This window comes from Bacillus sp. 2D03, assembly GCF_003946765.1.
GTDB classification, from domain to species: domain Bacteria; phylum Bacillota; class Bacilli; order Bacillales; family Bacillaceae_G; genus Bacillus_A; species Bacillus_A cereus.
This window is the reverse complement of the sequence record NZ_RPSJ01000006.1, coordinates 144699-168683: the sequence shown is the minus strand read 5'-3', so window position 1 is coordinate 168683 and position 23985 is coordinate 144699. Positions and strand designations below refer to the sequence as shown.

The following is a 23985-nucleotide window of genomic DNA, read 5'->3' as shown; positions in this document are numbered from 1 at the left end:
TACTATATTACATATTTACTCTGCATTATTCCACTGTTCCTCTTCTATTATATCTTGTAAATCAGAAAAAAGAATGAAATAACTGTGATAATTTTCTATTTCTCCTTTTTTCTTTGCTGCTTCTACAATATATTTGGGACTTCCTGGTTTTTCTTCATCGTATACCGCTAAAAGCGCATCACTTTTTTCAATAAAAAATTGATTTTTTAATTTAAATTGCTCTGGACTTTCATACTTCCGTTTCGTGATACTATCAACATGGTCTGCTTGAGAAAGGATAAATTCGTAATATTCACGATTATCTTCTTTCCAATTTTCTTCTTGTTCTAAAAACGGAGTGAATACCGCTAATTTTAAATCTGGATATTCTACTTGAATTTCAAAAACAACTTCAGCAGCCCATAATTCTACACCTAATTGGCCACTTATTATAACCCACTCTAAACCATCTTCTACAAAATTGGTTAATTTACGGTGTAACGCTTTCTTTATACACTCCACCCCTGGATGATCATTTTTAAATATTCCAAGTTCAAATGGCTTATATCCTGTTACTGCAATAACTTTCATATCAACACTCCAATTACAAAAAAAGAACTAGCATTTCGCTAGTTCTAACATATCATTTACTTTTTAAATATTCCACCAACGTTTGGTCCGATATTTGGACCTACTGGTGATACATTGTTTGGTAAAAACGGTGATACATTTGGTCCTGGTCCAAACGGTGATACATTCGGTCCTGGCCCAAATGGAGATATTTGATGACCGTGGTGGTGATGATGATGACCATGGCCACACGGTCCACATCCGCCGCCGAATCCTGGGTCGATTGGGTCCACAACATTTACATTTGAATTTGTTTGTGGGAAGAAGTTTTGGTTTTTAATTTGTTGATGATGTACATGTGTTGTATGTGTTGGGAAAATGTGTGGCACCACCGTTGTTGAAAAAGAGTGTGTTACGCATTGTTTCGTCGGATGAATGACAGGAGCAGTCGTACAAATAGGTCCTGTAGGCTTATGCCCTCCAAAGCAAGGATGACAATGATGCATAGTTTTTCTCTCCTCTCTCGTTAAAAAAATCTGATTACACTTTACAGTATGAGAAAAGAGAGAAAGCCGTTTGTTATATATACCCATTTATTACAAGGAAATTTGTCTAGTCCTTTATTTCATTTACATTATTTTTATAGACAATCCTTCAACATCACTTACCAAAAAAGCCTCCAACTTGCTTTACAATACCTGTCACTTGATTCATCGCATTCATCATTTGTCCAGCTGTATTCATCATTTTATTTACATCATAGTTCCCATCTGATGTTTTAAATTGAGAAACAAAACTAGAAAACTGACTTGGCTGTTGTTGCTTTTGCTTACCCTGCGTCGGGTACGGTTGTTTTGGTGGATAAAACATCGCTTGTTGATTAGCATACGGCGATGGTGGTGGCATATAATATTGCGAATTCATATAAGGCTGCTGCTGTTGTGGTTGTTGAACTTGACTCACATAAGGTTGCTGCTGTTGTGGTTGTTGAGCTTGATTCACATAAGGTTGCTGCTGTTGTGGTTGTTGAGCTTGATTCACATAAGGTTGCTGCTGTTGTGGTTGTTGAGCTTGATTCACATAAGGTTGCTGCTGTTGTGGTTGTTGAGCTTGATTCATAAAGGACACTTCAAACGGTTGATAATAATTTTGATTTCCATAATAAGGCTCGAAAGGATACATATTATACCGTAAATATGTATCCGTATTATATTGGTACATATTTTGCTGTGCATATGGATTCGTTTGCTGATATACGTTAGGTTGTTGAAACATGCATTCTCTCCTCCTTCACATAAGTTTCTACATATATAATATGTACCTATAAAATAATATGTGTGATGGAATATATGTCTATTTTTGTCGGAAGTTTAAATTTTTAAAAAATTAAAAAAGAAAACCCTTCCATGCTATGATAATTAAGAAGAAGATTCTCATGGGGGAGGAATCAACATGGTATTAGGGGATTTAAAACAAGCGTTTTCTCAAAAAAAGGGGTATTGCACAGAGAATGCAAATGAATTATTAGACTTTGCGAGACATTGGTATCTCGAAGGAAAAATATGCATATCAGATTATCGAACATTAATAAAAGAATTAGAAATAAACGGCGCAACAAAACCTACAACAATGACAGAAGCATAAAAATAACAAGAGGGCTCTCCCTCTTGTTATTTACATTGCTCAACTATATTTTGCAAAGTATACGAAATGGCTTGGTGTGTTTCAAAGAATCGTTTACCTTTACCTTTATTTACAAAGCATTGCAACACATTCGTTTGTAAATTATCGTATACTTGATCAATTTGCTGTACATGTATATACTTTGGCTTTTCTTCTTTAATCCACTTATAAGCTAGTTCTTTCCACTTCTTTAATTCCTCATCTACTATATCTACAAACGGTTTCATATCCTTATAAAAGTCGTATTCAGTTAGTTCTCTTTTTTTTACATTCGCTTCATTATTATACTGCATGAGTTTTTCTGAAGACTGTATTAATGCTTCATTCTTCATTTCTTTCCCACCTTATTATGCACTCACTACGACGTTTTGAAATGTCTTCACCCAATTCCCTTTTTCTTCGTGATGCACTAATTTATTTTCCATATGTTCAATATGCATTTCTGTTATTTCTATCTTATTACATATTTTTTCACTCGCATCCTTTAACGCATGATTCATTCTAATCCCTATATTCATTTCCAGCAAATCGAGAGAACTTAACATTTGATCCATTTTTTTCATTACATCTTCTTTCTGAACCATCGCCATATACAAAACGCCTCCTTCTTTGCTTTTCCTTTGTCATGTAATTTCGCCGAATGATTCACCACTCCTGCCCACATGACAAAACTAGTTGTTATTCGTCAAAGAAATCATTTCGTATGTCATTTATAGAAATGGTAACAATACAAAAAGGAGGTGTATTACAATGGCAAAGAACAAAAATGAAAAAAAGAAAAACCAAAACAAACAACAAAATAAACCCGAGACTGGCAATCCAAAGCTAGATGGTCCAAACTTCCCTGCTACATAAAGCGAGACTTTATTACGAACATTTAAATTTCAAATCATCCTTAATCTCCTACTAGCATTACGTTTTGAAATTAAAGTTGTAGCACGCATAGCAGGATTTTTTCAAATTAAGAAGTCCCGTCTTCAAAATGGAAGACGGGACTTCTTTTTTATTATATCATGAACTCATCGATTCTTTTAGCAAAACGGTTTACGATAGATAGCCTATAGATTTGTTCTCTCTTTCTTCTATACCATTCTGTTATATTAACTTCCCCTTTAGGTTCTTCAAGTACAAATAGCACATTCATTTTCATATTTGCACAAAACCAATCTCTCATTTTTATTTCTTCATGTAAAATAACAGGATAAATATCTCTAAGTGTTGGCGTATAAGACTTTCGAGTTTCCTTTGCGTAAACTTCATAATCTTCTCTAGACCCAGTATGTGTAGTTTGCAGTGCAAACTTATAAAACGAACCATTATAAATTGGATGAAACAATAACCATGCTAATTTTTTTCCTAGTTCTATACGCTTTTGTAACGTTTCAAATTGATAAACCGAAAACCCATACATTCTCCCTTCAATTGTTGGGAAGATAACTGCACTAATATGAAGTCTTTCTTGTACTTTAAAAAGCGCAGTATGGAATACATGTTTTTTAAAATATGTGTTCTCAATGACTGGTTTTTGAATTTTATTTTGTTCATTTATAATAAGCGCTGTCATAAGTCTATTCATATCTCTTCTTTCCCAGAAAAGTAACCATTCTTTTTCCATAAAAATTGATACATTGAAGTATTGCAACAAATGAAAGAGAGGTGCATGTCTCTTCTTACTTTCCTCATACAATAATAGCTGAGGAAATGCATCTAAAAAAATAATCCAATTAGCCTGTTCGTACAGAAGAAATAAATGTTTTTTTACCGTTCTAGGTAAAACAGTAGCATAATATCTCCCTTCTAAATCAGTCATATTCCAGCCCGCATTTCTCGAAACCATACTCGCTAAAAAGGCCCACCTGATTTCACTATTTCTTAAATAATATTCTTGATAAGATTGTGTCCGAGAAATATTGTCCACATTAGCTATTTCTGTTTTCTTTTTAATATTGTGAATGATTGCTTTTTCTTCCTCTGTACAAAAATTTTTTTCTCGATTTTGTTTAATTTTTATATAATCATTCCATGTAAACATAAATAAGTCATCATACCTTTCATCAAAAAGGTCACATCTTTTTTCATTTTTTGATATAATCACCTTTGTAAGTAATTCTTAGCAAGTTGGGGGTGGACACACTATGACCATTCGTTACCCAAATGGAAAAAGGTATAATCAAGCTTCACAACCTCAAAAAACACCTATAAAAACACATACTTATAGTAATAGAGGTATGTCCCTTGAAGAGGAATTGAATGAAACAAATCAATATTACTTAACCCATAATATTGCATGTGTACATAAAAAGCCTACACCTCTTCAAATTGTAAAAGTAGATTACCCCGCTCGAAGTGCTGCAGTGGTAAAAGAAGCGTATTTTAAACAACCTTCTACAACAGATTACAACGGTGTATACAAAGGGAAATACATCGATTTTGAAGCAAAGGAAACCAAAAATAAAACTAGTTTCCCACTTCAAAACTTCCACCTTCATCAAATTGAACATATGAAGCAAGTGGTTGCTCATAATGGAATTGCATTTGTTATTATTAAATTTACACTTTTTGATGAATTTTATTTACTAGATGCAAAACATATTATTGCATTTTGGAATCGTCAAAATACTGGTGGACGCAAGTCGATTACGAAAGAAGAAATAGAAGAGCATGGATCCTTATTATCATGCGGTTATCACCCTCGGATTGACTATATCCGTGTACTAGACATGGTTTATTTTTCGTGATAGAGTCATCACTAAGGCTCTTTTTTCGACTTTTGGGGGAGAGAATGAAAGGTAGGAGAAAGTATAATGTCAGATAATTATCGTTCTCGTACAGAACGAAATCATGTGAAAAATCAAGAGAAAAAAACACATAAAGAAGAAAAACCAAAGAAAAAAGGCTCCTTTTTCAAGAAATTCCTTATAGGTTGTCTACTTCTTGGTATCGTTGGTCTTGTAGCCGGCGTTTCCGCTTTCTTTGTTATGGTAAAGGACGCTCCAAAATTAGACAAATCCAAACTTGTTAATCCTTTATCAACAAAGTTTCTCGATAAAAACGGAAATTTCTTCTATGAATACGGTGCTGAAAAACGAACACATGTTACTTATGATCAAATTCCAAAAGTAGTTGAAAATGCATTTCTTGCAACTGAGGATTCGCGTTTCTATGATCATAATGGAATTGATTTTAAACGAACTACAAAAGCAGTTATGGAAAATGTCACTGGTGGTTTCGGTTCCCAAGGTGGTAGTACGATTACACAGCAAGTCGTTAAAAACTACTTTCTAACGATGGACAAAACTGCTAAAAGAAAAGTGCAAGAATGGTACTTATCTTACAAATTAGAGCAACAATACTCTAAACATGAGATTTTAGAAATGTACTTAAATAAGATTAATTTAGGTAACCGTTCATACGGTATTGCGACAGCAGCGCAAAAATATTATGGTAAAGATTTAAAAGACTTGCAATTACATGAAGCTGCTATGCTCGCTGGTTTACCCCAAGGTCCAAACATTTATGATCCAACAAAAAAGGAAAATGTTGAACGAGCAACAAATCGTCGTAATGTCGTATTATCATTAATGAATCGACATGGTTATATAACAAAAGAAGAAATGAATAACGCCGTTAAGATTCCAGTAACTGAGGGCCTTCAACCGTCTTCAGAAGTAACTGAGATGAAGTATCAAGCATTTTTAGATGCGGTTGTAAAAGAAGTTGAAAAAGAATATCCTGATGTAAATATCGGTTCAGATGGTTTAACGATTCATACAACACTTGATCAAGATGCTCAAGATTACGCCGACAAAATTATGGATGGCAATCTTATTAAGTATCCGGACGATCAATTCCAAGGTTCATTCGTATTTATGGATACACAGTCTGGAGAAGTTCGAGCAATTGGTGCTGGACGTAAAGAAAGTAAGTCTACTTTCAAAGGTCATAATATGGCAACTGATTTAAAACGCCAAGTTGGTTCAACAATGAAACCAATTTTCGACTACGGTCCGGCAATTGAAAATTTACAATGGTCTACATACCATCAATTAAACGACTCAGAGTATACGTATTCCAATGGTAAGAAAATACAAAATGCAACAAAGAGTTACAAAGGTGACGTTTCACTACGTGAAGCTTTGAAAAAGTCATTAAACATTCCAGCTTTAAAGACAGCACAAACAGTTGGTCTTAATAAGTCAAAAGAATTTGCTGAAGGTTTAGGCATGACCTTTAAAGAAGGAAAAGTCTACGAATCAACAGCAATCGGTAGTAACGATAGTTCTCCATTAGAAGTAGCAGGTGCATATGCAACCTTTGGTAATAGTGGTAACTATAATAAACCACACTTCGTAAAAGAAGTAACCTTCCCGGACGGGAAAAAGAAAAGCTTTAAACCGAAAGAACATCGCGCAATGCAAGACTATACAGCTTATATGGTTACTGACGTTCTTCGTGACGTAGTAAAACCTGGTTCTGGTGGTACAGGTCCAACAGCATACGTTTCAGGTGTTGACGTAGCAGGTAAAACAGGAACACAAAACTTTGATGAATCAGTTCTTCAAAAATATGACATCCCAGCTGATGCAAACAGAGATAGCTGGTTTGCTGGATATACGCCACAATACACAATGGCTGTTTGGACCGGTTACGAAAAAGATGGTCCAAAAAATTATGTTAGCGATCGCTCCACTAGAATTGCACAGCAAATGTTCCAAGTAATGATGAGCAAATTCGCTACAGATAAATCACGCTTTGAACGTCCTTCTTCTGTACAAGAAATAAACGGAGAGTTATACGTAAAAGGTGCGAAAAAAGATGCAATTAAACAAATTAAAGTAGATGCCCCTAGTGGTCTGAATGTCACTTTTGATGGCGCTAGCACAGTTACACTAAACTGGTCTGGACCAGCAGAAGTTGATGCATATGCAGCCAGCTATAAAGCAACTGACGGTTCAAGTGGTAGCCTATCAATAAGTGGTACGACAGCTACTCTTGGTGGTATTAAACCAGGTGTTACTTACAGCTTCTCTGTAATAGCGAAAAAAGGTACTGGCACAAGCCCAGCAGTTGGTGCATCCTTCACTGCGCCTGGCGGAACTCCAGATGCAAAAAAAGCTGAAGAAGAGGCTAAGAAAAAGGCCGATGAAGAAGCTAAGAAAAAAGCTGATGAGGAAGCCCAGAAAAAGGCTAATGAAGATAAAGTAAAACAAGACGAAGCTAAGAAAAAGGCTGAAGAAGAGGCTAAGAAACAACAAGAACAGCAACAGCAAGAACAACAACGTAAACAGCAAGAAGAAGCTCAAAAGAAAGCTGATGAGGAAGCTAGAAGGAAAGCTGAAGAAGAAGCTAAGAAAAAAGCTGAAGAAGAAGCTAAGAAGAAAGCTGAAGAAGAGGCCAAGAAAAAAGCTGAAGAAGAGGCTAAGAAACAACAAGAACAGCAACACCAAAATCCCGGAGGAGATACACCTCACGCAGACGGTGCTGTTGTTACAACAGAGTCCTAATATACAAAAAAAGAAGTCCGTTTCTCTTAACGAGAAGCGGACTACTTTTTTGTTATCATTTTCTTTACATACAGCTTTTCTATTTCGATATACAACTGCGCTAATTGAATATAAGAATGATAATTACTCGGTTTCTTTATAATGAATGAATATCTTTCCATAAAATTAACAGGTTGCACTTTTAATTTATTCGTATTTATTTGCATTTCATTCAAACTATGAACAGGTTGTTCATTTAGCCAATAGACAACCGATAACAAGTGAGCTGCAAAAAGAATCATTGGTCCCTCAGCCTCTTGCTTATTTCTATTTCGAAACAGTATAGCAATGTCTTCATGCTTATTTTTCCATACATTCAACATCGCTGGAATGCTGTTTTCAATTTCCTTCCATGGCTCATACTGTCTTTCAATATCAAATATAAAGTAAGTATTTTGTATTATCTCTTCAAAAGAATTGTCTGTATGATACTTAATTAAATTTACACTTTCTTTAAAAAATGGTAAACAGTGAAATTCTTTCGGTATTTCTATAACTCGTTCCATCCTTTATTTCACCTTCATTCGCTTCTTTCCTTCACGACATACTTCTAACAGTCTGCATTCCTCACATTGCGGTCGTTGTGCTTTACAATGATAACGTCCAAAGAAAATCATACGATGATGTGTAACTCCCCACTCATCCATCGGTACTTTCTTCATTAATGTTTTTTCTACTTCTAACACAGAGTCTTTCCATCTACACATAGCTAATCGTTTACTCACTCGCTCCACATGTGTATCAACAGCAATTGCCGGAATTCCAAACGCTACGGAAACTACAACATTTGCTGTTTTTCTCCCTACTCCTGGTAATTTCGTCAACTCGTCACGGTCTTCTGGAACTTTTCCATTGTAATCATCCAGCAACATCTGACATAATTTTTGAATGTTTTTTGCTTTATTTCTATACAACCCAATAGAACGTATATCTTGTTGTAACTCTTCTAAAGATACACTTAAATAATCTTCTGGTGTTTTATATTTTTGAAATAAATTTCTTGTCACTTTATTTACAAGTACATCCGTACATTGTGCAGATAACGCCACCGCGATTACAAGTTCAAATGGATTATCATGAACCAATTCACAATGTGCTTCTGGATACATATCCGCCATTGTGTCTAAACAATAACGGATTTGCGTTTTGTTAAGCATATTTTTCCTCCTATATTACTGCTCCAACCAATTATAAAAAGGCACTTTTCCAGTAAATTTCGTCTCTTGTTTTGTCATTTGCTGTGCCCTTTGTTGATTCGCTCTAAATTTTTGACCTTGATTTTGAGCCTGATCTACTGTTTTAATTCCATTCTTTTTCCACTCAAATAAAATACGATCAATATATCGGAAATTTAGTTTTCCACTCATTACAGCTTCTCTAAGAGCCGCTTGAATTAAATTTGGATGATGTTGATCTTGGTCCTCCCACATCCCTAACGTTTCACATTCGAACGGCGAAAGTGGTCTTCCAAATTCTTTTTCAAATACTGTATATAAATTTACTTGTAGCTGTTTTTTTTCTTTTTGCTCTTCCTCTATTGATTCATCCATTAAGAAATGTAATATTTTTTCCCATAACGGTTGTAAAGAATAACTTTCGCACATCATCGCTTCTGATCTTTGTCCACCTTCTAGTGATAAAAAACCTTTTTGAATCAACGTCTGAATTACTTCCATACATTTCATTTCCGTTATCGTCATCCGTTCAGAAATCTCTGAAGGAGTCGGAAACGAATTACCTGATTCTAAAAATGTGTGTACATGAAGTACAACCATAAATTCCGTCTCATTTAAACCTAATTTTTTATAATGCATCATAAGCAATTTTGGAATTGCAATGCTTCCCTGCTCAAACCACTGTAACATCATTTTCTTTTTCATCACCAAACACCTCGCTCTCTAGTATAACACACCTTTAGCTATTTCTTTTTGCCACAATCCGTCAAAAAAACCTCCCCATTAATAGGGAGGTTTTTTATATTACATGAATGAAATATAAAATTAAGCTTGCACTTTACTTTTCATAAATGTATGGATGCGCTCTAATGCTTTCTCTACTTGTTCAAGAGATGTCGCATATGATAAACGAACATTATTTGGAGCGCCAAATCCTGTACCTGGTACAAGAGCCACTTTTTCCTCTTCTAATAGAGCTTTTGCCCAATCATCAACTGTTGCATATCCTGATAAAGCTACAGCTTCTTTTACGTTAGGAAATAAGTAAAATGCACCTTGCGGTTTAATACAAGTAAAGCCAGGGATTTGGATTAATTTATCATAAATGATGTTTAATCTCTCTTCAAAGGCTTGACGCATTGTTTCCACAGGTTCTTGTGAGCCTGCGTATGCCGCAATTGCGCCGTATTGAGCGATTGAAGTAGGGTTTGACGTACTATGACTCGCTAAGTTCGTCATCGCTTTAATAAGCTGCTTATTTCCTGCAGCATATCCAATACGCCATCCTGTCATAGAATGAGATTTAGATACACCATTAATAATAAGTGTTTGTTCTTTTAATGCATTAGAAAGCTGGGCAATTGAAGTATATTCTACGCCACCATAAATTAATTTTTCATAAATTTCATCAGAAACGATTAAAATATCATGTTCTAAACATACTTCTCCAAGCTGTTGTAATTCTTCTTTGCTATAAATCATTCCTGTTGGATTGCTCGGTGAATTAATAATAACTGCTTTCGTTTTCTCTGTAATTGCCTCACGCAGCTGCTTTGCTGTAATTTTGTACTCATTGTCTTCTAAACCTTCTACATAAACCGGCTTACCGCCAGCAAGCTTTACTTGCTCTGGATAGCTTACCCAGTAAGGAGTTGGGATGATAACTTCATCTCCCTCATCAAGTAATACTTGGAATAATGTATATAATGCATGCTTTGCACCATTACATACAATAATTTCAGATGGATCATACGCAATACCTTGATCGCGAGTAAATTTCTTCACAATTTCTTGTTTTAACGATTGTAATCCACCTGTTGGTGTATACTTCGTATGCCCTTCTAACATCGCTTTATGTGCAGCATCCATAATATGCTCTGGTGTATTAAAGTCAGGTTCCCCTGCCCCTAATGCAATTACATCATGACCCTCTGCTTTTAATGCTTGTGCCTTTGCTGTAATTTCTAAAGTTGAAGACGGTGTTAAAGCAGCTACTCGCTTTGCTAATTTCATTTGTAGTTCCCCCTACATCTATTTTTCAATGCTATATCGTCTTAAAAATTTTCCATCTTTAAATTCAAGATAGTAATAACTATAACGATTGTCATCATCAATATATGTAACTTCCCATAGTGGTACATCATTTTCAAAGCCTAATTTCACTTTCATAATCTCTTTCGGCTTACTTTTTGATTCCTTACTTTCATTGCCGACTTGCTCTATTGTTCTTTGTATAGCCTCTTTTTCAGAAATACCTTCGCTCTTTTTCCTTACTACAGTATCCCCTTTTTTCTCAGGCACCCAAACGATAAGTTGTTCTCCCTTTTCATCTGTACCTTGCACGACTATATATGCAGATTTTCCGTTGTAATAATCAACAGATTTCACCTTTGTAAGCTTTGCTTTTTCTTTAGCAATTTCTACAAATTTCGACTCTTTTGGAATTTTCTTTCCCATCGCTTTATTATAAACATACGCCCCATATATTCCGCTAGCAACGGTAACAATAATGATTGCAAAGATCCACTTTTTCATTGTATCACTACGTTCTGTAAATCGTAAATACAGCTGTTTCTTTATCTTTTTCGTCTAATGCTAGTCCGAACATGAGGTCCTGCTCTTTTAACGTACGATTTAAACTATCAACAATTTTATACAAATCCGACGAATATTTAATACGCGTCGTTGATAGTACTTCGATTTTCTTATCCATGAAAAAACTCCTCCGTTACACAAAAATTTCTAATTATAGAAGAACGCAATGCGGTTACAATAAGAGTACATTCTTTACAACCCCTGCTTCATCACCCATCTATTATAGCAGGACATGTACAGCAAAAAAAGGTTTCAAGTCGAAAACCAACACATTTTGTATACAAGAAGTAAGAAAAATAAAATTCCTCCTACCCACATTTTTTACGCCTGAAGTTTATAAGTACTTCAGGCGTATTTTTCTTCCATTTTTATTCATTTGATGGTTCTTCTAATTGTACTAACAATTCTTCTAATGGTCCTTCATAAAGAGGTACGTTAGGAATCGATTGTAGAAATCGTTTTCCATAGGAAGAACTCGTCAAACGACGATCTAACACTACTACCGTTCCTGTATCTGTATTCGTTCGAATTAAGCGGCCGAATCCTTGTTTGAAACGTAATATTGCTTGTGGGAGCGCTAATTTAGCGAATACATCTTCACCTTGATTTTTTAGCCACTCACCTTTCGCTTCCATCATCGGCTGATGAGGAGGTGTAAATGGTAGACGGACTATAACAAGACAACTTAAGGCATCTCCAGGAATATCTATTCCTTCCCAGAAACTGCTCGTCCCTAATAAAATTGATTTGTCGAACTCTTGAAACTTTCGAATTAAGCGGCTTCGACTTCTATTATTCACACTTTGGGTGAGTAATAAATAACCCTCTAATTCATCATTATTTTTTAAATTCGCATACGCTTCTTTTAACATTTCATACGAAGTGAATAAAACGAGCATTCTGCCTTTTGTGGCTTTTGCTATCTTTGCAATATGTTCCGATACAGATTCAATATATCGCTCATTACTTACTTGCTTAATAAAAGGTACATCCGTTGAAACCATTAATTTCATCTGTTCATCATAACGAAATGGTGACGGAACCTTTAAAGTATTTGGAGCGAAATCATGTAAACCAAGTTCCTCTTTTATATAATCAAACGTATCGTTAACTGTTAGTGTTGCGGATGTAAAAATAACACTCTTTTTTTCTGTTAAAAATTCATCAGCAAATCTTTCACCAATATGGATAGGCTGTGCGTATAGAACTGTTGAATGAATCGTCCCTTTCGTTTCAGTCTCCATCCAAGTTACATACGAATTCTTTTCTAATACGAGTAACTGTAATGATTCTGCCATCTTTCTCAGCAACTCAATTAAATGCATAAATTCACCTGTTACAACATGCATCTCCCATTCTAACTTACTTTGCAATATATCCACTTGCTTCTCAAGAGCAGTTACTACCCTTCTTAATTCATATATAAAACGATTTGTTAATTCGACGATACTATCCCACAACTTACCTTTTTCTAGTTCTGCGTTATACCTATAGATGAGCGGCATATTATTCGTTCCTTGCTCTTGCTTTGTTTGTTTAAATATAAAAGTACGTAACATTTGGAAGAGTTCATCCGCATCAAACTTAAGTTCCTTCAAACTATAACTTATCATACGGAAAGTTGAACGAGATGCTTGCTCTGATTTTTTCATCATTTTATATACTTTGGAGAGTACATCTTCTGTTTCTAGCGTCCCAAGACGAGATATAACCAATTGAAAATACATACAAGAGAACTGTTCACCCAATGTTCTACTCGCAGCTTCTTCAATATGGTGAGCTTCATCAAAAATAATATGTTCGCATGAAGCAAACAACGGTTCTTCACTTGAAAAATCTTGAAATAATAACGCATGATTTGTAATAACGATATCTGCAAATAAAGCTTTATTCTTCGCTCGCTGATAAAAACAACGACTAAACCAATTACTTTGCATACCGCCTGGACTATACGCATCGCTACAAATACGATTCCAAAGTAACTTTCCGCCCTCAGGAATATTTAATTCGTCTCGATCACCTGTTTCAGTTTGCAATAGCCAAACTAAAATCTTCGCCTTCGTAAGTGCCATATCATAATTTTTTTCTTCCTCTTGCAAAGCATACTCAAATTTATGTAAGCATAAATAATGCTTTCTTCCTTTTAGAAGAGCTGCCTCAAATGAAAATGGCATTATTTTTTGTAATAACGGAATTTCTTTTTCTAATATTTGTTGTTGGAGTTGTACCGTTTGTGTACTTATAATGACAGGTTCTTCTTTTCTCTTTGCAAAATAAAGACTAGGAAGCAAATAAGCAAGAGTCTTTCCTGTTCCTGTACCCGCTTCAATTAGTGAAAAACGAGAATCTCTTAACGCCGTATATATCTCTTTCATCATCAGTTGTTGACTTTCTCTTCTTTCAAACTTTGGCATATGTGATTCCAATTTATCCATCGTTTTATTCAAGAAAGCATCAAACTTTGATGAACACGTTTCTCCAAGGTTTAAGGAATAGTTCCGCTTTTTCAGCGCAATATTTCGATGTATTTCATACTCCGCTATATCTTCTTTACCGTGCATTACTTTCTTTAAAATATTTTCAGAAAGCACATCAGCTATATCGCTTTGGAACACATCACTTAATTCATAAAGCGATTGCAACGTGACAAGTGGTAACTTTTCAATTTCATTTAAAAATTGTAAAAATAATTCCGCTGTTGCAAGAGCATCACTATCCGCACGATGCGGTTGATCGTGCTCTAGTTCATGCTTCTTAGCTAAATCACGTAATTTATAACTATCGGCTGTCGGCAAAAGAATTTGAGCCAATTCAACCGTGTCGATTTTCGGACAATGTATTTCTGTATATCCAGCTTGCCTTAATTCTTCATTTAAAAAATTCCAATCAAAGTGAACATTATGCGCAACGAAAGCCGCACCTTGTAATAGCTCAACAATCATCGGGGCTACATCTTGAAATAACGGGGCTTGTTTTACAAGACTTTCATCAATCCCTGTTAATTCTGTAATAAATGGTGGGATCTCTCTCTTTGGGTTAACAAAAGACGAAAAAATCTCCAATATCTCTCCATCTTCTACTACAACAGCTGCAATTTGGGTAATTTTATCCTTCCCATCTTTCCAGGAGTTCCCTGTCGTCTCTAAATCAACAACGACATAACGCTTACTCATATATGTAACACCTCAATTTCTTACCTTTCAAACAACAATAATTTATATAATGTTACTATACCACGTTTTATCTCATCTTAATGAAAAGATGCACAAAAAAGCTATCTCCGCAATAGAGATAGCCTTTCTACTTATAATATCGTACTCGCTTTTTCAGCACCTAACATTTCAATAATTTGATTATTATCGTCTAATACTGCAATTTTTGGTTCTTGTTTATGAATCTCTTCTTCCGTAACTAGCCCATAACAAATAATAATTACTTTGTCCCCTGGTTGTACAAGCCTTGCCGCAGCACCGTTTAAACAAACAACACCACTACCGCGTTCCCCTTTAATAACGTATGTCTCTAAGCGAGCACCATTATTATTATTTACAATTTGGACTTTTTCGTTTTCTACAATATTTACTGCATCCATTAAGTCTTCATCAATTGTAATACTACCTACATAATTTAAATTTGCCTCCGTTACAGTTGCACGATGTAACTTTGCTCTCATCATTGTGCGAAACATAGATGCTCCCCCTTATTTAACCGTTAATGTTATATTGTCAATTAATCTTACATTTTCAAACTTAACTGCAATAGCTAAAATGATTCTTCCTTCGACTTTCTCTACCATTGTTAATGACGGATATGCATATAAATCTGCATAATCTACAGTGCCTTTCGTATGCGTCTCAATATACTCTTTCACAAGATTTGTAATGATTTCCGGATTACGTTCACCTGCCTCAATTCTTTCTTTCGCCATACATAGGCTGCGGTATAAATGAAGAGCTTCTTCACGTTCATCTTGTGATAGGTACACGTTACGAGAACTTTTCGCTAAACCATCTTCTTCCCTTACAATATCAACTGGTACGATTGTAACTGGAATATTGAAATCAGTTACAAATCCTTCAATTACTGCAACTTGTTGAGCATCTTTCATACCGAAATAAGCACGCTTTGGCAGCGTAATATTAAATAGTTTCATTAGTACAGTTGCAACACCAGCAAAATGACCAGGTCTTTGTTGACCGCATAATACGTCCGTGCGCTTCACAACTTCTACCGTTGTTGTTTGTTCTGCTGGATACATTTCTTCTACACTCGGATAAAATAAATAATCTACACCGTTTTCTTTTGCTACATTTTCATCTCTATCAATATCACGAGGATATCGATCTAAATCTTCATTTGGGCCAAATTGTAGTGGGTTTACAAATACACTTAAAACTACAATTTCATTTTCTTCTCTTGCCTTACGTAATAAAGTAGCATGGCCTTCATGTAAATAACCCATTGTTGGAACAAAACCAATACTCTTTCCACTTGCACGAAGTTCGCTCGTAATTTGCTGCATCTCTTGCACTGTAGTTACGATTTTCATTATTGTTTTCCTCCATATAACGCTAAGCATTCTTCCTCTTTCATTGTGAACGAATGTTTTTCTTCAGGAAATTGCCTTGTCTTTACTTCAGTAACATATTGTGAAATCCCACGCACAATCTCCTCTTGAACAGACGTATATTGCTTCACAAATTTCGGAACACGATTTACGCCGTATGAGATAAGATCATGATAAACAAGCACTTGCCCATCTACTTTTTGTCCTGCGCCAATCCCAATTGTCGGTATTGTTAGTTGCTCTGAAATAAGTTCTGCTAACTGCATTGGTACACATTCTAACACAAGCGCTATTGCACCAGCTTCTTCACATTTCTTTGCATCTTCTATTAATTTTTTTGCACTCTCCGCATCTTTTCCTTGCACTTTATATCCACCCAACACTCCTACAGATTGAGGGGTTAAACCTAAATGCGCTACAACAGGAATTCCTGCGTTCGTCAAATATTGAATCGTCGATATAACTTCTCCAGCACCTTCTACCTTCAGTGCGTGTGCCCCGCTCTCTTGAACGATGCGGCGTGCATTCACCATCGTTTCTTGTAATGATACGTGATACGACATAAATGGCATATCAGTTACAATAAACGTCTCTTTCGCTCCGCGGCGTACAGCTTTCGTATGATGAATCATATCCTCTACTGTTACAGGTACTGTTGAATCGTATCCGAGTACAACCATTCCAAGAGAATCTCCAACTAGAATCATATCAACTTCAGCTTCTTCTGCTAATTTAGCAGATGGATAATCATACGCCGTTAGCATTGTAATCGGCTCACCTTGCTCTTTCATCTTCAAAAAATCTGTTTTTGTTTTCAAAAACTACTCCTCCTTTATGCAGGAGAGAGGAGATGGCCGAAATCATATAAAAAAACCCCTCTGGCCATAAAAGGGCAGAAGGGTTGTGTGTTAGTCGGCATTATTCATCCCTCTGTCCCAGTCCGTTATTGGATCAAGGCAGAATCCAAGTTATTATTTTTCGTATGACTTCGAATCATGGTGCAGTTCGCTCTGATACTGCCCACATTCGAACTAATTATAGCAAACTACAAAAAGGAATTACTACATTTTTTCGAAAAAATAATTTTTTATTCTTATTACGGTATATGAAATTTAACACGAGAGTATATATGCTATACAGTTTTTATGGATAATTCAATCCTGAAAAGATACATGTTTTTTCAACGCATGTTAAAAAAGTCCAAGTTAATTTTTTCTGTAATCAATTTAACTATATAGTATAACTCTTAAACTAATGATGCAGGTTAATTGAGGAAAGTACTTAACAAAGGAGAATTGCAGATGTCTATGAACAGGTGGTTATTTCGATTCAGCAGTTTGCTTGTAATGATTGTATGGTGGATGTCTTTAGGATCCTCCCAAGTATTTGCCTCAGTTCATGTCGTAACACAACCCACCGATTTAACGAAAGTGATTGAGGTTGAACTAAATGATGATTACTTTAATCCAAATGTCATAACGATTCCGCTTGAAGGATCAACAACATTACTATTGAAAAATAAAGGTAAAAACGAGCACACCTTTACAGTGAAAAAACTCGGTATTGACGTCGTAGTCCAGTCAGGAAAAGAAAAGAATATTACCGTGAAACCTAAAAATACTGGTACATATGAATTAATATGTCGATACCATCTTCTTAAAGGAATGACAGGCAAAGTAATCGTCAAATAACATGCCAGGTCAACTCGACGGAAGCTATTTTGAAATGAACTTTAAATATGAAAAGAATTTATTATCATGTTACAAATTCAACTCAAAACTATTGAAATAAAAAGAAGTTCCAAAAGGGGAACTTCTTTTACTTAATTTCGATATCTGCAGAATGAATATGATGTACTTTCCCCTCATGATCCTCCAGAAGTAATACACCATCCTCTGTGATTCCTTTTGCTAACCCCGTAATTGTCTCTCTCATCGTTCGAGCGGTAATTTCTTTCCCGATGCTCACAGCGTAACTTTCCCAAAGAATTTTAATGACAGAGAAACCATTTTGTAAATATTCTTCATATAATTTTTCTAGTTGTAAATAGATTTGTTGCATAAGTTCTGCACGAACAATCGGCTTACCTGATTCAATCGCTAATGAAGTAGCAATGTGCTGAATTTCTTCATCAAAATGTTCTTGCTTTTGATTCGCATTAATACCGATGCCCATAATGACAGCATTAATTTTATCAGGATCCGCTTGCATTTCTGTTAATATACCTACAGCCTTTTTACCTTGAATTAAAATATCATTTGGCCATTTTATTCCTACGTTTACACCTGTACATTTTTCAATTGCCTGTGCAACACTAACAGCCGCTAACAAAGTAAGTTGCGGTGCATGATGAACTGGGATTGACGGGCGTAAAATAATACTCATCCAAATCCCTGTTCCTTTTGGTGAATGCCATTTTCTGCTTAAACGACCTCTTCCCGCTGTTTGTTCTTCTGCTACAACGACAGTTCCTTCTTCTGCACCTTCATAAGCAAGTTTTGCTGCAATGTGCTGCGTTGATTCAACAGTTTCTTCAAAATACACTGTTCTACCAATCCGCTTCGTTTGTAGCCCTAACTGAATTTCATTAGCAGTCACTTTGTCTGGCTTACTTGCAATTCGGTAACCTAATCGGCGCACAGCTTCAAGTTCATATCCCTCACTCCGCAGATCCTCCATATGTTTCCACACAGCAGTTCTTGAACAACCAAGTTTATCACTAATTGTTTGGCCGGATACAAACTCGCCATCCGCTTCAGAAAAAACTTGCAATAACTGCTTTCTTATAGTAGATTGCATCCTTGCAGCCACTCCCTTATACGCTCTTTCTCATTAACTACGTTTCCTTGTACGATTGCTTCTTCGATTTTCTGAAGCATTTCAGCAACCCACGGACCAGGCTTTTTGTTTGCCCAGTTTAATAAATCATTACCAGTCACATTCATTTCTTGACGTTCCTGGATTGGCAATGCATGAAACATTAATTGTACTCGTTCAACAGATGTAGGGTCATAGCTTTCAATCATCGCTTCATATACTCTCTCTGCCATTTCAGCGATATGAATTCCCGTTTTATAAAGAAGGACTGTATCCCAATCCTTCTCCTTTCTAGTACGAATTGCCAATAAAACTGCAACAATATCTTTTATTTTTTTATTCGAAAACTTCCATTGACGTAAAAAGACAGATGGATGTTCTTCTCCGATACAATATAAGAAAAATGCCCACGCCTCAATATCCGTTTCGAAAGAATCCCATTTATACTGCGTAGCTTTTAACAGTCTCTCTTCTGACATTTGTAAATATGGCAAATGAGAAAATAGCTTCGTCTCTACTAATTCTTTGAGACCTTTCACACAATAGGTACCAGTTAACAGTTTCTCAAACTCTACTGTAATACGCTCAATTGCTATATGTTCTAGCAAATGCCCATGCGTTTCAATCGCTTGCTTCGTTTTCATTTCTAATGAAAAACCTAACGTGCTTACAAACCGAATACCACGCATCATTCGCAGGGCATCTTCTTGAAAACGATCCGCAGCATTTCCAACTGTCACAATTTCTCTCTGTTGAATGGCTTCCTGTCCAGCAAATAAATCAACCATTTTGCCTTCTTCTGTCATAGCAATTGCATTCATCGTGAAATCACGACGTTTTAAATCCTCTTCTAATGAACGAACAAATTGAACACTACTAGGTCTTCGAAAATCTTCATATTCGCTTTCTGTTCGAAAAGTAGTTACCTCATAAGGCTCACCATTTTCTACAACAATTACAGTTCCATGCTCAAGACCAACAGGAACATTTCTTGGAAATATAGCCATCACTTCTTCTGGTAGAGCAGATGTCGCAATATCAATATCTCCAATCGGCCTATCGATAATAAGATCTCGTACGCTCCCACCAACAAAGTAAGCCTCATGTCCTTGTTGCTTTAATGTCTCAATAATAGAACTAGCTTTTTTAAATCTTTCCATTTTTGTCATCCCTTAGTACGTCATAGTAAATCGTTTCATATTGTGAAACAATTTTTTCTGAGCGAAATTGCTCATAAACACTTTCTCTTGCTCGTTCTCCCATATTACGGTGAAGTTCCTCGTCCTTTAATAGCTGAATAGCTTGATTTGCCACTCCTGTTGTATCGCCAACTTCACATAAATATCCTGTTTCCCCGTGTTGAATAACCTCTGGAATACCTCCAACCCGCGTTCCGATACAAGGTACACCACACGCCATTGCTTCTAATAAAACAAGACCAAAACTTTCCTTCTCTGATAGAAGCAACATTAAATCACTCATCGCAAGTAGTTCTGCAACATTATCTTGCTTCCCTAGGAATAAAACGCGATCTTCAATATGTAAATTCTTCACTATCTGTAAAATCGTACAGAATTCTGGTCCGTCTCCAACAAGAAGCAACTTCGCATCTACTTCTTTAACAATTTTAGCAAATGCCTGAACAACATCCTGCACACGTTTCACTTTACGGAAATTCGAAATATGAATAAGTACTTTTTCACTCTCACTTATACCGTATTCTTTCTTTAATTGAGACATATTACGCTTGAAATATACACGTTCGTCTATAAAGTTATATACCGTTTGAATTTCTTTACTTGGTTTTACAAGCTCATGTGTTTCGTTAATTAATGAATGCGAGACAGCAGTGACAACATCCGATTGCTCAATACCAAAACGAATTAAATTATTTAACGAAGGGTCGGAACCTAACACAGTAATATCTGTTCCATGTAAGGTTGTAACAATTTTAATACGCTCTCCGATCATTTGTTTTGCTAAATATGCACAAATTGCATGTGGTATTGCGTAATGCACATGTAAAATGTCTAAGTTTTCTCTTTGTGCAACCTCGGCCATTTTACTTGCTAACGCTAAATCGTATGGTGGATATTGAAATACAGAGTATTGATTTACCGTCACTTCATGAAAATAAATGTTTGGATATACTTTATTTAACCGGAATGGTAAACCCGATGTAATAAAGTGAATTTCATGCCCACGTTCCGCCAATTGCTTTCCTAATTCTGTTCCAACAACTCCAGAACCACCTACAGAAGGATAACATGTAATACCTATTTTTAATTTCATTTACATCCCCCTAATAAATCAGCATGTAATAAAACCGGTTTCTTACTCATAAATCCCTCGGCATACAAGACTCCAACTTCTTTTCCAAACATCTTCTCACGAGCGATTACAGTTTCAACGTAACCTTCTGTTAACGGTGTCTTAACACCATCGCTCCCTGTTGAAAACTGACTTTCATACGCTTCTAATGCTTCCACCTTTATAGAGAGGTACTCACTTATATCTATACAAAAATTCGATTTATGAAAACCATTAATCATATAATTATAAAAAGACTCCACACGATGTGGTGAAAGTTCCGGCATATATTTACGGATTCCTGCTGAAAAAATAGCCTCTTCCACAAGCTTTGCACAATTTGCATGATCTGGATGGCGATCTTCATAGTACGGCGCAAAAACTAGTTTTGGTTTATATGTACGGATCACCTTGACAATTTCACGTATATACTCTTCTTTCATATACAAACCACGGTCTGGCATCGCTAAATTCAGCCTCGTTTTTACTCCCATTATACGAGCTGCGACCTTCGCTTCTTCTTTTCTCAACTCTATCGTTCCATTTGAAGAAAGATCAGCTTCTGTTAAATCACAAATACCTACTTCATACCCTTGCTTTGTATATTTAGCGATGGTACCAGCCATGCCGATTTCAACATCATCGGCATGAGCACCAAACGCTAATATATGTAATCCACTCATAATTGTTCCCCTCATTTTCTTAACTTACGATAATCTAAATCTCCTCGCTCTAATGCGTGCATTAACATTTCAGCACTTGCCATATTCGTTGCAAGTGGAATCGCATATACATCACATAAACGAAGCAATGCATTCACATCCGGTTCATGCGGCTGTGCTGTTAATGGATCGCGGAAGAAAATCACCATATCTAAATCGTTCTTTGCAATCATTGCACCAATTTCTTGATCTCCACCAAGAGGGCCAGATTGATATCTTGTTACAACTAATCCAGTCGCTTCCATAATACGAAGCCCTGTCGTTCCTGTTGCAAATAATTCATGTTGTTCAAAAATTGGTTTATATGCGTATGCAAACGAAACCATATCATTTTTCTTTTTGTCATGTGCGATTAAGGCAATTTTCATCCGTTGTCTCCCCTTTAGTCGATAATATTTTCTAAACCGTACACAAGATGATCAAGGTTCATTACTGTCTCAATTGATAGTTTTACACCTGACATAAATGATGCACGATTGAATGAATCATGACGAACTGTTAACATTTGTCCATCTCCACCGAACATTACTTCTTGGTGTGCAATAAGCCCTGGCAAACGTACACTATGAATGTGAATACCGTCTACATTTGCACCACGTGCACCTGCTAGTTGCTCTACTTCATTTGGATGACCTTGCTGCTTTGATTCACGATTTTGACGAATTAACTCTACCGTTTTTACAGCTGTACCAGATGGTGCGTCTAATTTTTGATCATGATGTAATTCAATTACCTCAACATCTTGGAAATATTTCGCTGCCATTTGTGAGAATTTCATCATAAGAACTGCACCAATTGCAAAGTTTGGAGCAATAATTGTTCCTACTGCTTTTTCTTTTGCATTCTCTGTTAAACGTGCCAATTCTTCTTCTGTAAATCCAGTTGTACCAATAACCGAACGAAGTCCACGCTCAACTGCAAGTGTAACGTGTTGTTTCCCCACTTCTGGTGTTGTTAAATCTAACAACACATCTGCTTCTACTTCATCTAAACAAGTATGTAAATCAGCGTAAATCGGTGCATGTAATGCTGGCATGCCAGGTAAATCAGAAATCTTCTCACCACCATGCTTATAATCCACTGCTGCTACTAAATTAAAATGTTCCGTTCTTTCCATAAGAAGAACTGCTTCATGTCCCATACGTCCTCTTGGTCCGGCGATAATTACTTTAATTTCTTTCATTATTCTTTCTCTCCCTCATCAATACGTGTCCAGCGATCTTTATCACGTGTATTAAATTTATTCATTACAATGTTATGTGCTGTCTCTAAATCAATATTTAAACTATTTGCCATACAAATCATAACAAATAATACATCTCCAAGCTCTTCTTCAATACTTCTTTCTTTTTCAGTTGTTTTCTTCGGTTTCTCACCATAATAATGATTTACCTCTCTTGCAAGCTCTCCCATTTCTTCCGTTAAACGAGCCATCATTGCAAGCGGACTGAAATAACCTTCTTTAAACTGACCAATATATGCATCTACTTCTTTCTGCATATCTTTCATCGTTTTTGCTTCCATACTATTCACCTCTAATCCTTCCTCTTTCATGTTAGCCAATTCATCGCGATTTGACAAATATTATTCCCCGCCAAACACCTATTTGCGACCCATTTTTGGATAGACTATAATAAAGTGAAACTTCTTTTGCGTTTTTTTGCAAAAGATTAGTTGAACTAATCGGGTTCCTACGGCTGGTTCGCCTTTCTTCAGAGCTTTATCTCCTACCAGCCGTTGGTACGGGGTAAAGTGAAACTTCTTTTGCGCTTTTTTGCAAAAGATTAGTTGAACTAATCGGGTTCCTACGGCTGGTTTGCCTTTCTTCAGAGCTTTATCTCCTACCAGCCGTTGGTACGGGGTAAAGTGAAACTTCTTTTGCGCTTTTTGCAAAAGATTAGTTGAACTAATCGGGTTCCTACGGCTGGTTTGCCCCTCTTCTTTGCTTCATCTCCTACCAGCCGTTAGAGCGGGATAAAGTGAAACCTTCTTTTGTGCTTTTCGCAAAAGATCAGCCCACACCA

At 36.1% G+C, this 23985-nt stretch carries 28 protein-coding genes; 5 read left to right on the top strand and 23 right to left on the bottom strand.

What is annotated here, in order from left to right; all coding sequences use genetic code 11:
- Window positions 1-15: 15 nt before the first annotated feature.
- The 3 genes from EBQ15_RS15605 to EBQ15_RS15595 form a co-directional block, all read right to left on the bottom strand.
- Window positions 16-570, bottom strand: coding sequence for an SLOG family protein (locus EBQ15_RS15605; protein WP_000862912.1), 555 nt, complete (start codon window positions 568-570; stop codon window positions 16-18).
- A gap of 56 nt (window positions 571-626) precedes the next feature.
- Window positions 627-1055: a CotD family spore coat protein gene (locus EBQ15_RS15600; RefSeq protein ID WP_000546270.1), complete on the bottom strand. Its 429-nt coding sequence runs from the start codon at window positions 1053-1055 to the stop codon at window positions 627-629.
- Between the two features lie 154 nt (window positions 1056-1209).
- Complete coding sequence (locus EBQ15_RS15595; protein WP_000487623.1) at window positions 1210-1824, bottom strand: YppG family protein; 615 nt, start codon at window positions 1822-1824, stop codon at window positions 1210-1212.
- 177 nt (window positions 1825-2001) lie between these two features.
- Between EBQ15_RS15595 and EBQ15_RS15590 the strand changes: the two genes are divergently transcribed.
- Window positions 2002-2193 (top strand): YppF family protein, encoded by a 192-nt coding sequence (locus EBQ15_RS15590; RefSeq protein ID WP_000242652.1) that lies wholly within the window; start codon window positions 2002-2004, stop codon window positions 2191-2193.
- A 26-nt stretch (window positions 2194-2219) separates the two neighbouring features.
- Here EBQ15_RS15590 and EBQ15_RS15585 read toward each other — a convergent pair whose 3' ends face one another.
- Complete coding sequence (locus EBQ15_RS15585) at window positions 2220-2564, bottom strand: YppE family protein (protein WP_000786938.1); 345 nt, start codon at window positions 2562-2564, stop codon at window positions 2220-2222.
- Window positions 2565-2579: 15 nt separating this feature from the next.
- The gene (locus EBQ15_RS15580) at window positions 2580-2822 is read right to left on the bottom strand and encodes a hypothetical protein (protein ID WP_001252036.1); all 243 of its coding nucleotides are present in this window, start codon (window positions 2820-2822) and stop codon (window positions 2580-2582) included.
- A gap of 85 nt (window positions 2823-2907) precedes the next feature.
- Here EBQ15_RS15580 and EBQ15_RS31885 point away from each other — a divergent pair, with 85 nt between their 5' ends.
- Window positions 2908-3087, top strand: coding sequence for a hypothetical protein (locus EBQ15_RS31885; RefSeq protein WP_001987054.1), 180 nt, complete (start codon window positions 2908-2910; stop codon window positions 3085-3087).
- Between the two features lie 151 nt (window positions 3088-3238).
- On the opposite strand, the gene EBQ15_RS15575 is transcribed toward EBQ15_RS31885, so the two are convergent.
- A complete protein-coding gene (locus EBQ15_RS15575; RefSeq protein ID WP_000495645.1) occupies window positions 3239-4264 on the bottom strand; it encodes a DUF2515 domain-containing protein in 1026 nt (341 codons plus the stop codon).
- A 103-nt stretch (window positions 4265-4367) separates the two neighbouring features.
- Between EBQ15_RS15575 and recU the strand changes: the two genes are divergently transcribed.
- Entirely contained in the window at window positions 4368-4970 is a 603-nt protein-coding gene (recU, locus tag EBQ15_RS15570; protein ID WP_000155598.1) for a Holliday junction resolvase RecU, read from the top strand.
- 66 nt (window positions 4971-5036) lie between these two features.
- Window positions 5037-7736 carry a PBP1A family penicillin-binding protein gene (locus EBQ15_RS15565; protein ID WP_001283097.1) on the top strand — a complete coding sequence of 900 codons (2700 nt, stop codon included), beginning with the start codon at window positions 5037-5039 and terminating at the stop codon, window positions 7734-7736.
- A 41-nt stretch (window positions 7737-7777) separates the two neighbouring features.
- Here the strand turns inward: EBQ15_RS15565 and EBQ15_RS15560 are convergent, their stop codons facing one another.
- The 10 genes from EBQ15_RS15560 to panB form a co-directional block, all read right to left on the bottom strand.
- Window positions 7778-8281, bottom strand: coding sequence for a YpoC family protein (locus EBQ15_RS15560; protein WP_000442649.1), 504 nt, complete (start codon window positions 8279-8281; stop codon window positions 7778-7780).
- Window positions 8282-8284: 3 nt separating this feature from the next.
- The gene (gene nth / locus EBQ15_RS15555) at window positions 8285-8932 is read right to left on the bottom strand and encodes an endonuclease III (protein ID WP_000933033.1); all 648 of its coding nucleotides are present in this window, start codon (window positions 8930-8932) and stop codon (window positions 8285-8287) included.
- 15 nt (window positions 8933-8947) lie between these two features.
- A complete protein-coding gene (dnaD, locus tag EBQ15_RS15550) occupies window positions 8948-9655 on the bottom strand; it encodes a DNA replication protein DnaD (RefSeq protein ID WP_000728552.1) in 708 nt (235 codons plus the stop codon).
- A gap of 120 nt (window positions 9656-9775) precedes the next feature.
- A complete protein-coding gene (gene aspB, locus EBQ15_RS15545) occupies window positions 9776-10963 on the bottom strand; it encodes an aspartate transaminase AspB (RefSeq protein WP_000761560.1) in 1188 nt (395 codons plus the stop codon).
- A gap of 18 nt (window positions 10964-10981) precedes the next feature.
- Window positions 10982-11485, bottom strand: a complete 504-nt coding sequence (locus tag EBQ15_RS15540) for a cell wall elongation regulator TseB-like domain-containing protein (protein WP_000758743.1) — start codon at window positions 11483-11485, stop codon at window positions 10982-10984.
- A 7-nt stretch (window positions 11486-11492) separates the two neighbouring features.
- Entirely contained in the window at window positions 11493-11663 is a 171-nt protein-coding gene (locus EBQ15_RS15535; RefSeq protein WP_000358352.1) for a YpmA family protein, read from the bottom strand.
- A 250-nt stretch (window positions 11664-11913) separates the two neighbouring features.
- Window positions 11914-14718 carry an ATP-dependent DNA helicase DinG gene (dinG, locus tag EBQ15_RS15530; RefSeq protein ID WP_000044953.1) on the bottom strand — a complete coding sequence of 935 codons (2805 nt, stop codon included), beginning with the start codon at window positions 14716-14718 and terminating at the stop codon, window positions 11914-11916.
- Between the two features lie 131 nt (window positions 14719-14849).
- Window positions 14850-15233, bottom strand: a complete 384-nt coding sequence (gene panD / locus EBQ15_RS15525; protein ID WP_000490183.1) for an aspartate 1-decarboxylase — start codon at window positions 15231-15233, stop codon at window positions 14850-14852.
- A gap of 12 nt (window positions 15234-15245) precedes the next feature.
- Window positions 15246-16094, bottom strand: a complete 849-nt coding sequence (gene panC / locus EBQ15_RS15520; RefSeq protein WP_000707024.1) for a pantoate--beta-alanine ligase — start codon at window positions 16092-16094, stop codon at window positions 15246-15248.
- Window positions 16094-16930: a 3-methyl-2-oxobutanoate hydroxymethyltransferase gene (gene panB / locus EBQ15_RS15515; RefSeq protein ID WP_000851108.1), complete on the bottom strand. Its 837-nt coding sequence runs from the start codon at window positions 16928-16930 to the stop codon at window positions 16094-16096. The genes panC and panB overlap by 1 nt, the downstream gene beginning before the upstream one ends.
- A 483-nt stretch (window positions 16931-17413) precedes the next feature.
- Here panB and EBQ15_RS15505 point away from each other — a divergent pair, with 483 nt between their 5' ends.
- Window positions 17414-17803 (top strand): cupredoxin domain-containing protein, encoded by a 390-nt coding sequence (locus EBQ15_RS15505; RefSeq protein WP_000062393.1) that lies wholly within the window; start codon window positions 17414-17416, stop codon window positions 17801-17803.
- A gap of 127 nt (window positions 17804-17930) precedes the next feature.
- On the opposite strand, the gene EBQ15_RS15500 is transcribed toward EBQ15_RS15505, so the two are convergent.
- The 7 genes from EBQ15_RS15500 to EBQ15_RS15470 are packed head-to-tail and all read right to left on the bottom strand — an operon-like array spanning window position 17931 to window position 23485.
- The gene (locus EBQ15_RS15500; protein WP_001192063.1) at window positions 17931-18911 is read right to left on the bottom strand and encodes a biotin--[acetyl-CoA-carboxylase] ligase; all 981 of its coding nucleotides are present in this window, start codon (window positions 18909-18911) and stop codon (window positions 17931-17933) included.
- Entirely contained in the window at window positions 18896-20089 is a 1194-nt protein-coding gene (locus tag EBQ15_RS15495; RefSeq protein ID WP_000439316.1) for a CCA tRNA nucleotidyltransferase, read from the bottom strand. The genes EBQ15_RS15500 and EBQ15_RS15495 overlap by 16 nt, the downstream gene beginning before the upstream one ends.
- Window positions 20076-21221: an N-acetyl-alpha-D-glucosaminyl L-malate synthase BshA gene (gene bshA / locus EBQ15_RS15490; protein WP_000768305.1), complete on the bottom strand. Its 1146-nt coding sequence runs from the start codon at window positions 21219-21221 to the stop codon at window positions 20076-20078. The genes EBQ15_RS15495 and bshA overlap by 14 nt, the downstream gene beginning before the upstream one ends.
- A complete protein-coding gene (gene bshB1, locus EBQ15_RS15485; protein WP_000015675.1) occupies window positions 21218-21922 on the bottom strand; it encodes a bacillithiol biosynthesis deacetylase BshB1 in 705 nt (234 codons plus the stop codon). The genes bshA and bshB1 overlap by 4 nt, the downstream gene beginning before the upstream one ends.
- Window positions 21923-21933: 11 nt before the next feature.
- Window positions 21934-22329 carry a methylglyoxal synthase gene (gene mgsA / locus EBQ15_RS15480; protein WP_000684765.1) on the bottom strand — a complete coding sequence of 132 codons (396 nt, stop codon included), beginning with the start codon at window positions 22327-22329 and terminating at the stop codon, window positions 21934-21936.
- Between the two features lie 14 nt (window positions 22330-22343).
- A complete protein-coding gene (gene dapB, locus EBQ15_RS15475; protein ID WP_000658810.1) occupies window positions 22344-23144 on the bottom strand; it encodes a dihydrodipicolinate reductase in 801 nt (266 codons plus the stop codon).
- On the bottom strand, window positions 23144-23485 hold the full coding sequence (locus EBQ15_RS15470; RefSeq protein ID WP_002108639.1) for a nucleotide pyrophosphohydrolase: 342 nt from the start codon (window positions 23483-23485) through the stop codon (window positions 23144-23146). The genes dapB and EBQ15_RS15470 overlap by 1 nt, the downstream gene beginning before the upstream one ends.
- Window positions 23486-23985 lie beyond the last annotated feature (500 nt).